This is a genomic window from Paenibacillus tritici, from assembly GCF_013204885.1.
GTDB classification, from domain to species: Bacteria; Bacillota; Bacilli; order Paenibacillales; family Paenibacillaceae; genus Paenibacillus_AQ; species Paenibacillus_AQ tritici.
Genome location: NZ_JABMKX010000001.1, coordinates 218,305 through 231,272 on the forward strand (window position 1 = coordinate 218,305; position 12,968 = coordinate 231,272).

General features: G+C 50.7%; 14 protein-coding genes. 8 read left to right on the top strand and 6 right to left on the bottom strand.

What is annotated here, in order from left to right; genetic code table 11:
• The first annotated feature begins 176 nt into the window (after positions 1-176).
• Positions 177-353 carry a ribbon-helix-helix domain-containing protein gene (locus tag HQN87_RS01010; protein ID WP_254075332.1) on the top strand — a complete coding sequence of 59 codons (177 nt, stop codon included), beginning with the start codon at positions 177-179 and terminating at the stop codon, positions 351-353.
• 28 nt (positions 354-381) lie between these two features.
• Complete coding sequence (dnaN, locus tag HQN87_RS01015; RefSeq protein ID WP_173126400.1) at positions 382-1,509, top strand: DNA polymerase III subunit beta; 1,128 nt, start codon at positions 382-384, stop codon at positions 1,507-1,509.
• 69 nt (positions 1,510-1,578) lie between these two features.
• On the opposite strand, the gene HQN87_RS01020 is transcribed toward dnaN, so the two are convergent.
• Together HQN87_RS01020 and HQN87_RS01025 are read right to left on the bottom strand one after the other, a co-directional pair.
• Positions 1,579-1,794, bottom strand: coding sequence for a helix-hairpin-helix domain-containing protein (locus HQN87_RS01020; RefSeq protein ID WP_173126403.1), 216 nt, complete (start codon positions 1,792-1,794; stop codon positions 1,579-1,581).
• A gap of 29 nt (positions 1,795-1,823) precedes the next feature.
• A complete protein-coding gene (locus HQN87_RS01025) occupies positions 1,824-3,236 on the bottom strand; it encodes a metallophosphoesterase (RefSeq protein WP_173126406.1) in 1,413 nt (470 codons plus the stop codon).
• A gap of 270 nt (positions 3,237-3,506) precedes the next feature.
• On the opposite strand from HQN87_RS01025, the gene HQN87_RS01030 reads away from it, so the two are divergent.
• Positions 3,507-4,106: a nitroreductase family protein gene (locus HQN87_RS01030; protein WP_173126409.1), complete on the top strand. Its 600-nt coding sequence runs from the start codon at positions 3,507-3,509 to the stop codon at positions 4,104-4,106.
• A gap of 79 nt (positions 4,107-4,185) precedes the next feature.
• On the top strand, positions 4,186-4,380 hold the full coding sequence (locus HQN87_RS01035; RefSeq protein ID WP_173126411.1) for a DUF2188 domain-containing protein: 195 nt from the start codon (positions 4,186-4,188) through the stop codon (positions 4,378-4,380).
• Between the two features lie 107 nt (positions 4,381-4,487).
• On the opposite strand, the gene HQN87_RS01040 is transcribed toward HQN87_RS01035, so the two are convergent.
• Both HQN87_RS01040 and HQN87_RS01045 read right to left on the bottom strand, forming a co-directional pair.
• Positions 4,488-5,708 (bottom strand): peptidylprolyl isomerase, encoded by a 1,221-nt coding sequence (locus tag HQN87_RS01040; protein ID WP_173126414.1) that lies wholly within the window; start codon positions 5,706-5,708, stop codon positions 4,488-4,490.
• Positions 5,709-5,925: 217 nt separating this feature from the next.
• The gene (locus HQN87_RS01045) at positions 5,926-6,261 is read right to left on the bottom strand and encodes a LytTR family transcriptional regulator DNA-binding domain-containing protein (RefSeq protein ID WP_173126417.1); all 336 of its coding nucleotides are present in this window, start codon (positions 6,259-6,261) and stop codon (positions 5,926-5,928) included.
• Between the two features lie 185 nt (positions 6,262-6,446).
• Here HQN87_RS01045 and HQN87_RS01050 point away from each other — a divergent pair, with 185 nt between their 5' ends.
• Positions 6,447-7,553, top strand: a complete 1,107-nt coding sequence (locus HQN87_RS01050) for a lactonase family protein (protein WP_173126420.1) — start codon at positions 6,447-6,449, stop codon at positions 7,551-7,553.
• 160 nt (positions 7,554-7,713) lie between these two features.
• Here the strand turns inward: HQN87_RS01050 and hfq are convergent, their stop codons facing one another.
• Positions 7,714-7,935, bottom strand: a complete 222-nt coding sequence (hfq, locus tag HQN87_RS01055) for an RNA chaperone Hfq (RefSeq protein ID WP_173126423.1) — start codon at positions 7,933-7,935, stop codon at positions 7,714-7,716.
• 111 nt (positions 7,936-8,046) lie between these two features.
• Between hfq and HQN87_RS01060 the strand changes: the two genes are divergently transcribed.
• Entirely contained in the window at positions 8,047-8,730 is a 684-nt protein-coding gene (locus tag HQN87_RS01060; protein WP_173126426.1) for a phosphatase PAP2 family protein, read from the top strand.
• A gap of 29 nt (positions 8,731-8,759) precedes the next feature.
• On the opposite strand, the gene HQN87_RS01065 is transcribed toward HQN87_RS01060, so the two are convergent.
• On the bottom strand, positions 8,760-9,260 hold the full coding sequence (locus tag HQN87_RS01065; RefSeq protein WP_173126428.1) for a hypothetical protein: 501 nt from the start codon (positions 9,258-9,260) through the stop codon (positions 8,760-8,762).
• Positions 9,261-9,491: 231 nt separating this feature from the next.
• On the opposite strand from HQN87_RS01065, the gene HQN87_RS01070 reads away from it, so the two are divergent.
• Entirely contained in the window at positions 9,492-10,547 is a 1,056-nt protein-coding gene (locus HQN87_RS01070; RefSeq protein WP_173126431.1) for an FUSC family protein, read from the top strand.
• A gap of 25 nt (positions 10,548-10,572) precedes the next feature.
• On the top strand, positions 10,573-12,930 hold the full coding sequence (gene helD, locus HQN87_RS01075; RefSeq protein WP_173126435.1) for an RNA polymerase recycling motor HelD: 2,358 nt from the start codon (positions 10,573-10,575) through the stop codon (positions 12,928-12,930).
• Positions 12,931-12,968: the final 38 nt, after the last annotated feature.

Genomic DNA, 12,968 nt, shown 5'->3' on the forward strand with positions numbered 1-12,968 from the left:
TTATTTTCTTAATCAGAATTATGAATTCATAACATTGTAAGACCATAGATCATGTGATAAAATTATAACAAGGCAATTGAATTAGGTAACTAAAATCAAAAACAAGGAGAGCAGATCACATGAGTGTCAATCAACTGAAAATAGGTCTTTCCAATAAAGAAGGTCAACTAGGCTTCATGTCTACAAGAGGAGGTCCCCGGGAGGGAGCCGGCCGCAAGAACATTGGAGTAACTAAAAAAGTGTCGCTAACTTTAACGGATGAGCTATGGGAGAAAGTGGACAAGCACTGTGTGGATAATAAAATGTCCCGGTCGGAGCTTATACGCACTCTAATAGAATCTAGCAATTTGTAATTCTAACTTGAGGAAACAGGTGAAGCCCGTGCAGGTCAATATAACGAAGGATTCTCTTCTAAAAGCTCTTCAGCAAGTGCTTAAGGCTGTGCCAGCGAACAATCTGATTTCCAAATTGGCAGGGGTCCACATACATGCTCACGCGAATGCTATGGTAGTAACCACAAGCAATAGTAGTATGACTATTCAGTACCGTATTCCCGAGGGTTATACATCTTTAAAGGTTCAAAGGATTGGGGAAGTGGTTGTGCCAGCGCGATATTTTTACGAAATCATTCGGAAGTCAGATTCTGGTTTCATTACTTTGGAAGTGGAAAGATACTTAATGCTCACGATCTCCTCAGGACATACGCGGATTCGGTTATGTGGAATGGATGCTGCGGATTACCCAAAAGTACATACTATAGAAAGTCACCCCTTACTCAAATTAAGGATTAATAACGCTCTATTGAAAACTTCCATTAAACAGGTGGCATGTGCTGCTTCAACGTCTGAGCATAGACCTGTTTTAACAGGTATTTCTTTTAAATACAGTAATCAAGAGCTTAATCTAATGGCAACGGATGGTGTTCGTCTTGCTTCCCGGACTTTGAATATAGACCATGAAGCTGATGGAGATAGACATATTATTATTCCCGGTCGAAATTTACTTGAGGCTGCCAAAATAATGGACGGAGAGGAGAGTGCAACTGAAGTTGAAGTAAGCAGCAATCAGATAAGATTTACTACCAATAACATTCAGGTTCAGTCTGCCTTGATTGAGGGAGAGTACCCGTCCCTGCGAAACGTGATTCCGCAAGCTTTTATATCAGAGATCATAGTTGAAACGCCCTCCTTATTAAAAGCGATTGAACGGGCAACGGTGTTGGCCAGTGAAAGTATCATAAGGATAGCGGCAACTGTTGATACGTTAAACTTATTATCCCAAACTACAGAAATCGGTGATATTCAGGATGAGATTCCTATCCAAGAGAGGAGCGGTGAGGATTTTATCCTCTCATTAAATGGAAAATATTTCGCGGACATCCTCCATGATATAGACAATAAGTTCGTACGGCTAAGGTATACTGGCAAAATGAGCCCAATTGTTATACAACCGCTAAACGACCTATCGTCTACCTTGTTTCTACTAACACCGGTGCGTACTGCAAATTAAACAAATCAAGCTTTGAGATATTTTGTGGAATCACCTCGATGAGGACCGGAAGCTGTTCTATCAGTTTCATTACCTGGCCAAATCAAGTCCCTTATCGGCAAGCGCCTGGCGGATGATACGGATGCCTTTGGGTCCCATGCCGTGCAAACTCAGCAGCTCTGCTTCCGTCATTGAAGTTAACTGCTCCAGGCGGATCATTCCTGCTGCGGCCAGCGCCCGGTGCGCAGGCTTGGACAGGGTCTCCGGCAGACTGCTGCCCTGTGACGATTCACGAGATTCTGTCATAATCATAGCTCCTTCGATATTAGAATCACCTATTGTGTAGTCAGAACCATTTCCAGCGAGACATTGCTCAGCTCTGCATGTTCCGCCATACTGCGGATGTACCCGGACATGAAGCCGCCCTCTATACTCTCCCACAGCTTGTAACCCGGCATCGCCCGGATCTCCTCCAGCGAATCAGCGGCATTCCCGGCAAAATATTTCACATTCAGCTTCGACATCACCTCAGCCATGGATTGCTTCTGGGCTTCGGTGAAGCTGCTCTCCTTCAGCCTGCTCATGGCCTTCGCGTAAGAATTCTCTGCAAAAATCTCTTCCGCATACGATTTGAAGTTCAGCAGGTGCGGATCAGTCTTCTTGTTAGCCTTGGCCCAGCCTTCGACATCCACGATAGCCGTATGGTAGGTGACTGCCCGGGAAGAAGGATCGAAGGTCATGCTGCCGTACTGATGCGGGTTAACCGCCATTGCGCTGGTTGCAATATCATATACAGGCAAGGCAGGATCTATCGAATCTGCGGGAGGATCACGGCGGATATCCTGCATATGAATATGCCCGGACAATACCAGATTCAGACCATCCCTGCGAAAAGCCTTCATCGTCTCCTGGCTGTTATTCAGCTTGAACCCGGATACAGCCATAGAGGTATGGCTCAGCAGATTATGATGCATCACTGTAAGTATGGAGGCGTGTTCCTGTGCGGCCAGCTTCACTTGCTCATCTATCCACGACAAGGTGGAAGGCAGGATGCGCCCATCGGTCTGCGGGAAATTATATTCTTCATTATGCGCATATTGGGCACTGTCCATCATAAGCAGCCATAGGCCGGGAGCCGCCTTCACGACATAACTTAAGCTGTCCTTATCCCGCGAGACCGCCTCATTATATCCGAAATCAGCGTAGATCCGCAGGAAATCCTCCATATTGATGTGCGGGGCAACCACCTGCTTGTCCCCGTCGAATGATCTGGCCCACGGATTATTGATATCATGGTTACCCGGGATTACATAGACAGAGGTCCCCGCAGCTTCCATGCGGTGCAGCTTTGCAGCCAGCTCCTTGTGACTATCCGCCTCACCGTTATTGGTGAGATCGCCGCTCAGAATCAGGAAGGCGGGTTTCTTGTGTTCCACATCGCGGACGAGAGCTTCGGTCAGCTCATCGCTGTAGGGAAGCATTTTGCCGTCCCCGCCTGTGACGTAGGTCTGGAAGGCCTGGCCGCCATCCTCAAGGGCTTTGTCCAGATAATGAGTATCTGTGGCGATCCAGAAGGGGACGGGCTGTGTAGAATCTGTGCGGGCCTCAGCCGCTGCCGGAACAGCATTCAAGGATGGCGAAGTGGTGTCTTTGTCTTTGCACCCGCTGAGTATGAAGAGTGAAGACAACAGCAGGATGAAGGTGAGTTTCACAGTTTTAGCAGTACCTTTATGGAGTGAAGCGCGCATGGCTTGACCTTCTTTCTGTATTTTTGCTGAATCATTGTAGCGTATTTATTGTCCGGTTGTATATACGAAAAGCCGGCCCGCTGTTTCTAATCCTCATGAATGGCTTATAGAAAATAGTGGAAGATGTATAAATAGAACGAATCCAGCGACACTAAGAGCGGGTATATCAATAGTTCCTCAAAGGAAATGTGAATATGTATTGTACTCAGGCAGGAAAAGTGTTATACTTTAAAAAAGTAATTTACTTAATTAAATGGAGGTAGTTATTTTATGTCGAAAACTTTTTTTGAAGCGGTAAAAGGCAGACGTTCCATATATGCGATCAGCAAGGAATCCCCCATCTCTGATGAACAGATCCAAAAAATCGTTGAAGAGGCCGTATTACATAGCCCAACTTCCTTCAACTCACAAAGCTCCAGAGCTGTAGTGCTGCTGGGAGAACAACATGATAAGCTGTGGGACATCACTGCAGAAACTTTACGTAAAATCGTTCCTACAGAACAATTCGAAGGCACTGCCCAGAAGCTGTCCTCCTTCAAGGCAGGGTACGGCTCCGTGCTATTCTTTGAAGATCAGGCAGTTGTGAAGCATCTGCAGGAGAACTTTGCACTGTATGCAGAGAACTTCCCGATTTGGGCCAACCAATCCTCGGGGATTCTGCAGTTTGTAGTATGGACAGCCTTTGCCGAAGCAGGCCTGGGTGCTTCCCTTCAGCACTACAACCCGCTGATTGATGATGAAGTGAAAGCTACCTTTGGTATTCCAGCAGAGTGGAAGCTGATTGCGCAAATGCCATTCGGCAAGACCTTGACCCCTCCAGGCGAGAAGGAATTCCAGCCGATTGAAGAACGGGTAAAAGTCATCAAATAAGGTAACCTTACGCGAAGCAGTTTAGAACCTCCTTGATCCGGCTAAGTATAATTATAGCCAAATCAAGGAGGTTTTTGATATGCCATGGAACAAGGAGAACTATCCGGATTCACTGAAGAATTTCACGGCGCCTGTACGCAATAAAGCGGTGGAGATTGCAAATGCGCTGCTGGAGGATGGATATGAGGAAGGGCGGGCGATCGCTATTGCCACCGCACAAGCCAAAGAGTGGGGCGAGAATCACGATAAGCAGATCCGCAAAAAGGAGCATTGACGCTGTGCCTGCCTGTTAAGCTCAGGCTACAATGTGCGGATAAGCAAAGAGGACAAGCGGTGATCCGCTTGTCCTCTTTGTGCCTATATGTTGCGGTAAATCATTTATTACTTGGCTGGAGCTTCTGTAGCAGCAGCAGGATCTGCACTGGCATCCGGTGCGCCAGATTCTGCTGGAGCTGTTGAAGCATCCGGCTTATCAGTCAGCGTATTTGTAATCTTGGAATTCTTGTTCAAATCAGCCAACCAGGTAGCAGACATCTCAGACACTTTTTGTGCCGTTAAAGTCTTTTTGATCTCGTCTTTCTTCTCTGCCAGGGTATATTCCTTGGCTTCCTTGCGGTCTGTAACCTTGATAATGTGGTAGCCGTATTCCGACTTCACAGCACCGCTGGTCTCGCCAACCTTAAGCTTGAAGGCAGCATCGGAGAATTCGGCAACCATGTCTCCGCGTTTGAAGAAGTCCAGATCCCCGCCTTTTTCCTTGGAGCCGGTATCTGCGGATTTCTCCTGAGCCAGCGCGGCGAAGTCTCCGCCTTCTTTAAGCTGCTTCACAATCGCATCGGCTTCTTCCTTGGTCTTCACCAGGATGTGGGAAGCGCGCACTTCCTCTTCCTGATTGTACTTCGCCTTATTCTCTTCGAAATATTTGGAAATATCTTCGTCCGTAATCTTAATCTTAGGTTCAATCAGCTTGCGGATCTCAACCTGGAGCGGCATTTGCTTCTTCAGATCCTCGATCGTCATAGAACTCTGCTGCAAGGCGTTATTCAGAGCTTCCTCACCGCCGAACTGAGTCTTAAGGTCTTCGATTTCCTGATTAATATCTGCATCGGTAACCTTAATGTTGGCTTTCTTGGCTTCCTGGCCCACGAGAGTGGTAGTAATCAGGTTCTGCAGGGTGGATTCCCCGCCGGCTTCCACCAATTTATCATACAGCTCTGCTTTGGTGATATCCGTTCCGTTGACGGTCGCAACCGCTACTTTGCTGTCGTCCTTCTTGAAAGGCTGTACAATCAGCACTACGATTAAGGCTGCTGCCAGCAGGATGGAGGCAATCATCCAGCCTTTACCGCCGCCGGAGGCGCCAGGTGTGGAAGGAGGAGTACCCCCGCCGCCAACCTTATTCATCACGGGAACGCTTTCTTCAATTCTTGGGGAGTGCGGTTTGCCGGAGCCCTCAGTTGCAGCTTGTACCGGTTCCTGCGGTACAGGGACTGTTCCTGCAGGTTCAATTCCTTCATCCGGTTTAATTACAGAAGCCTCATTCTCTTCCGGCGTTAGGCCGTTTTTAAGCTGTTCATTTTCATTGAAATCTTTTTTGTCCATAATAATTAATGACTCCCTTCAATATAGGTGGTGCCTGTCTTTCTACAACTTTACCAGAAAACAGAATTCCAAACCTTAAGAAAGTATAAAAAAGCACAATTACTTTTTAAGATTCCATTAAGAAACAGGAAAAACCGGAGCCGCAAATGGTTCCCCATGTGCGCTCCGGCCTGATGAGAGAGGCAGTGATATAGAAACCTGCGGATATGTATCCGCCTTAGGAGCTAAGCCCCTTAAGCAGATGACGGATATTCTCCTGCTTGCGTCTGGGAACACGTACAGACTTGGCATATAAGCCCATTTCACCGAAGTAGATGCAGTCATCCTCGATGGAGCTGATCTTGTTCAGGTTCACGTAGCAGCCCCCGTACACATGATAATAGCTGTTGCTCGACAATAAGCGGTTCAGTTGCTCGGCAGTCATTCTCTTTTTAATATTGTAGTTTCTGCCGTGAAAAATGACCAGGTCATGGTCCCCGACCTTAAAGAACAGAATGTCTGTCTCCACCTCGAAGTCCTCGTATACATTTCTGGCTTCCAGCAGGCTGCTCATTCGTGTTCCCCCTTTATCTTGATTAATAACATTAATGTTAGCGCTTTCATTATATCATACTCTGTTTGCTTTGAGAAGTCTTATTTTTGAAATGTTTTTTGTCATTTTTTCCGTTGCATTTGTCATCTCTCACGAAAAAATGTAAATTATATAGATGGCTATTTAACTTGGAGGAGGAATATCAGATGAAAGACAAGACGAAGCTGCTGTTATTTACCGGCTCTTATGCCACGGCAGAAGAGAGCGGAGTCCAGGTATTTGCTTTTGACGGTGAAGCAGGGGGGACTCTTGAGCGGCTGGCTACCGCAGAAGGCGTGACGAACCCGACGTTCGTGAATGTGGACCCTTCCGGGCTGAAGCTGTATGCCATAGGGGAGAAGCCGAATGGTGAAGGCGGCAAAGAAGGGGAGGTTGTAACCTTCGCTATTGATCCTGAGACCGGTAAGCTTGCTGAGCTGCAACGGATACAGACTATGCCATCGGCAGGCAAAGGCCAGACGACAACCTGTAACATTAACCGGGATGCCGGTAATGAACATCTTGTAGTGTGCAGCTATCACGGGGGATCGGTCGGACTAATTACCCTTGATAAGAAGGGACTGCCTGTAGCCTTGGCGGATACAGCCGTACATACCGGACAGGGAGCGCTCCCGGGCCAGGATCGCCCTCATCCGCATTCAGCTATCTATAGTCCGGATGGACGTTATCTGTTTGTGTCTGATCTGGGACTGGATCTGATTCGCAGCTACCGGATTAATAAGGAGACGGAAACATTTGAAGCTGTTGGGGATACCAAGCTGCAGGATGGGGCGGGACCGCGCCATTTCGTATTCCATCCGGACGGGAAGTCCGCTTATGTGATCAATGAATTGAACAGCACCGTGACTTCTTTCCTGTATGATGCTGCTGCAGGTACGCTCCAGCCGGCAGTTACCTTATCTACTCTCCCTGAGGGATATCCCGCAGACTCTAACAGCTGTGCAGAGATTGCGTTCTCCAAGGATGGCAGATATCTGTACGGCTCCAACCGCGGACATGACAGTATCGTGGTGTATGCAGTAGATCCGCTGACGGCGGGGTTAACCCTGGTAGAGCATGTATCCACCAGAGGCGGACATCCGCGGCACTTCACGGTTACCCCGGATGGCGCCTACCTGATTGTGGCTAACCGGGACGGCAATAACCTGGTTGTCTTCGCGCTGGAGCCTGCCAGCGGCCGTCTGAGCTTCACCGGGCACACCGCCGAGCTGTCCAAGCCCGTATGTGTGATGCCGGCAGTCTTCCCTGCGTAAGACGACAGGACGCCTTCCCTTAAGCGATCTGCCGGCACTGGTCTTGCCTTAGCGGCGGCACAGGCAAAAGGAACACCGGAATCATGCTCCGGTGTTCCTTTTGAATTCCTGGCGGTTATGCGGCTTAGGTCTAGGTTAGAATGTGCGCCTTGGAGACTGCTTATTTGAGTGAGACCGGCTTCAGCGGCACTACAGTTGAGACTGCCGACTTGAAGAGTACGTTCTGTCTTCCGTCACCCTGGCCCTGCAAGGTGATTGTATAAGCGTCATAAGAGGTTATCAGTCCCTGCATTTTGACTCCGTTCGTTGTAAAAATCGTCACAGGCATCTTCGTTGAGATGCACTGGTTCAACAAACGTTCCTGCAATTTTAGACTTTCCACTTGGCAGCACTCCATCTTTATATAAAATAATTTCTCAGGATATTATAACACGGGATAGACCTTCCCTGGAAATGTGTTCATATGGCGTGACAAATAGACAAGGGGGTAGTTATGCTTTATTATCATTACTGGTCCCGCGGATTCCGGCGGTTTATATGGTTCCTGCTGGCCTTTATCGTGATTGCGGCACTGGTCAAGCTGGGCGGGGCGGGGGGCTTTGACCGTGCGGTTATCCGGTTCGTACAATCCATGGAATCTCCGCCGCTGACTTCGCTGGCCAAAGGCTTATCCCTGGTGGGCTCCTCGAAGCTAGCGATCGGGATATCCCTGCTGACGATGATCATCCTCTTCTTCGCCCTGAAGCACCGGCTGGAGCTTGCCTTGTTTCTATGGGTAGGCTTAGGCTCACAATTGCTGAACACGCTGCTGAAGCTATGGTTTCACCGGGAGCGCCCCAGCATCAACAGGCTGATTGAACAGGCCGGATACAGCTTCCCGAGCGGGCATTCTATGGCAGCCTTCTCATTATATGGAGTCATAGCCTACTTGCTCTGGCGGCATATGCATAGCCGGACCGAACGGTTCCTGCTGATTCTGTTCGCGGTGCTGATGACCGGAGGGATCGGCTGGAGCAGGATTTATCTGGGGGTGCATTATCCCAGCGATGTCATTGGCGGCTATGCCGCGAGCGGGGCCTGGCTGATGCTGTCGGCTGCTATATTCGAGGCCTACCGGAATTATAAGGAACGCAAGGGGAAGAATCCGCGCAACACAAAGGATGCCCGGCGCAAATAAGCTCCCGGGCATCCGCAGGCTTTTACTCCTTAAGGTGACTTCGTTGCAGCAGGCTGCTGCGAAGGTTTGATCTGGTGAAGCTGGGCTGTGCGGCTAAGGCTGCGCTTGATCAGCAGCGGCAGGCCCGGCTTCAGCTTGGCGGCGTCTTCCTGCGTCAGCTTCCCGTCCTTGACGAATTCATCGAGCTTGAGACTGGCGGCTTCGCTCAGCTTCTGGATATACTGGTCTTCACTCCAGCCTTTTTTCTCCTGGGCCAGACCGTTCAGCGTCTTGCCGGATTTCAGGCTGTCGATCAGCTCCGGACGGCTGATTCCGAGCAGCTTGGCGGTTTCGCTCAGGATGAAATGGCCGCCGGCTCTGAAATTTCGGTCCCCGCCGCGGGGATGATGATGCTCTTGGCCGGCATGCATGGAATCCGGTGCTGCGGTTGCCCGTCCTCTGGACGGCTGCTCTGCATAAGCGGCGGCAGGAGCCATAGTAAGCATTAAGGCTGTGGCCCCTGCGATGATTGTGCGGGTGCTTTTGTTCATGGATTCACCTCTTCTGTGGTTGTGGCTGCTGCCTGGTAACCAGTATTCCCCGAAAGCTGAAAGAATCCTGAAGCCCGGCTTAAGACATACTAAAATTCGCCAGCCCGGTTCATGGGTAATAATGTGTGTACAAATATTAGAGATTAACCGAATGCCTGCAGGATATACATAAATGATGAAGACCGGCATTTATTATGAAACAGAGCATCAAGCTACTTGGGAGGGATAGATTTGGCTTTTGGTGCCCGCATACTCAAAACAGGAATGGCCGTAACACTTGCACTTTATCTGTCCGTTCTATTCCAATTCGCCTCTCCTGTCGGTGCGGCCATTGCGGCAATCTTTGCCATGCAGCCATCCATATACAGATCATGGAGGTATTTCCTGGATCAGATACAGACCAGCACCATGGGGGCGGTTATCGCGCTGCTGGGCGGAATGCTGCTGTCCAATGAACCGATTGCGGTTGGACTGGTATGTATACTGGTGATTATGATCAGCATGAAAATGAACCGCGCCGATACCATCGGCCTGACACTGGTCACGGTTATCTCCGTCATGGAGGCGTCCGGCCAGTGGCAGTTCGCGTTAACCCGTTTCCTGCTGACATTGACAGGAATCCTGTCCGCTTTTATTATCAATATTTCCGTATTCCCGCCGCAGCCGCGTAAGCAGTACATCAAGCAGATAGAGACAGTATTCACCAGCCTGTCGCTGCTGCTGCGGACGGCGGTGTCGCATGAAATGAAGGAAAGTGTGTTCCGGGATGAGAAGAACGGCCTGGAGGGCTCCATTAAGGCGCTGGCTGACAAGTATGCCTTGTTCGAGGAAGAGCAGAAGCAGCTCCGCAGGGCTAAATATAGTCAGACGAGGCAGATGGTGGTCTACAAAAACCTGCTGAATTCTCTGCAAAAGGGCTATCAGGTGCTTGAGGCGATTGACCGCCACTATTTCCAGGCAGAACGTACGGAGCATACGGATGAGCTGTTCGACCGGCATCTGGAGCAGCTCATCAAGTATCATGAGTATATCCTGCTGAAGTTCGAGGATAAGCTGAAGCCTGGAGCCAATGACTCTGAGCTCTTGGGAGAAGACAATGAACGGTTTTTGAAATCCGCTATTAATGGCTATGATCCGCAGAAATCCGGGCAGCTCCGGCTGTCGGTGGTGGCAGCGGCAATCTATGACTACGGCTATCAGCTGGAGCGTCTGGATAAGGTGGCTGACCAGATCAACCGGATGAATGCAGACGACAAGGACAGCGCGGTTCTGAGCGAGAAACTGTAATGAGAAATGAAGGGGATGACAACCATTGGATAAACATGATCACGAGTGGCAAAAGGAGCAGGAGCGGGTAAACGGCATCACCAGACTGCTGTCTACCCAAATCCGGCTGCTGTCGGAGGAGCTTGGACTCCACCGCACGGATGTCGTGGATATGCGTAAGGACTTCTGGGAAGAAGTTACAGTGAACTTCAGCAGCCCCGACGATCTGGGGGAGACCTCCACAAGTCTGCGGCAGCAGGCCCAGATTCTGAACGAACGCGAACGCCATCATCTGCAGTCCAGCAAAGCGCTCAAAAAATATAAAAAACTGGTCGTATCCCCCTACTTCGGCCGGATAGACTTCTCGGAGCCGGGGGATGAAGCGGCTGACAAAATCTATCTTGGCATCGGTTCATTGATGGAGGATAACGGGACCTTCCTGATCTATGACTGGCGGGCACCGATCTCCAGCCTGTATTATGACGGCGCGCCGGGACCGGCCGCTTATGAAACACCGGGCGGCCTGATTAAGGGAACGATGGAGCGTAAACGCCAATTCGTCATCGACAACGGTGAAATCGAAGTCATGTTCGACACGGGCGTAACTATCGGCGATGAGCTGCTCCAGCAGGTACTGAGCCATAGCGCCGATGACCGGATGAAGAGCATCGTGGCTACCATCCAGAAGGAGCAGAACGCGGTCATCCGCAATGACAGAAGCCGGATGCTGGTTGTGCAGGGAGCCGCCGGAAGCGGGAAGACTTCAGCGGCGCTGCAGCGGGTGGCTTACCTGCTCTACAAGTACCGGGAGGTGCTTCAGGCAGATCAGATGCTGCTTTTCTCCCCGAACCCCTTGTTCAACAGCTATGTATCTACCGTACTGCCTGAGCTGGGTGAAGAGAATATGCAGCAGACGACCTTCCAGATGTATCTGGAGCACCGGCTGGGCCAGGAATTTCAGCTGGAGGATGTGTTCAGCCAGACCGAGAGTCTGCTGAATGCCCCGGACGGTCCGGAAGCCTCCATACGCAGAGAAGGTATCGCTTATAAATCGTCAGTGGTCTTCCTGGGTGCCATCCGGCGTTATGTGAACCTGCTGGAGCATGAAGGGATGCTGTTCAAGCCGCTGATGTTCCAGGGCCGGGCGGTTGTAGGCAAGGAAGAGATGGAACGCCAGTTCTACAGCTATGACCCGGGGATCAAGCTGGCGAACCGGATCGAACTGATGACGGGCTGGCTGCTGAAGAGAATCGCTGCGTTCGGCGTTGAAGAGCGGAGTGCTTCATGGGTAGATGAGCAGATTGAGCTTATGGACAACAGCGATTATCAGCGGGCTTACAATCAGATGCGCCGTAAGGGCGGGGGACATAACGACAGCTTCGATGACTATGAGGCGGAGAAAATCCTGCTCGCCCGCTACGTAGTGAGCCAGAAGCTGAAGCCGCTGCGCGGCTGGACTAAACGCGGACGCTTCGTTGATGTGAAGGGTCTGTACAGCAGGCTGTTCCAGGGCCGCGAATGGATGGAGCGTCTGGATACCCGCCAGCCGTTGCCTGAGGCGTGGGACGAGATCTGTGAACAGACGCTGGCTTCCATCAGCGGCAATGAATTGGCGTATGAGGATGCCACGCCGTTTCTGTATTTGAAGGAGCTCAGCCAGGGCTTCCGGACGAATACGCTGATCCGTCATGTCATTGTTGATGAAGTGCAGGATTACTCGCCGTTCCAGCTTGAATTCATGCGCAGACTGTTCCCGCGGGCCAAGATGACGGTGCTGGGTGATCTTAACCAGGCGATCTATGCCCAAGGTGAGGTGCTCGGAGACCTGGCGGGACTTGTGAGCATCTACGGTGAAGAGAACACCGAGGTGATCTCCCTGACCCGCAGCTACCGCTCGACTTATGAGATTGTTGAATTCACACGGGCGATGATTCCCGGAGGCGAGAAGATCGTACCCTTTAACCGCAGGGGCGAGGAACCGCTCTTGACGGTAGTGGATAATGAAGCAGATCTGCTGGCCTCTGTGGAGCAGGATGTGCTGAACCTTCATGCCCAGGGCTACCACTATGTAGCCGTGATTTGCAAGACGGCGGAAGAGAGCGCACAGGTGCATAGTGAACTGGAGAAGCGGCTGCCGGTAAGGCTGGTCACGAAGGAGACGCCCAATTTCCAAAAAGGAACGCTGGTGCTTCCCGCCTACCTGGCAAAGGGCGTCGAGTTCGATGCTGTGATCATCTATGACGGCTCGGCGGAGAGATACGGCCGTGAACATGAGCGCAAGCTGTTCTATACGGCTTGTACCCGGGCGATGCATCTGCTGCATATCTACAGCCTGGGCCAGCCTAATCCGTTCCTTCCTGCTGCGGTGGGTGATACTGTAACGGCGGGCACATCGCCGAACTGAGCCATCGTCTGCTGAACCTGCTGAAATGACAAGACCGC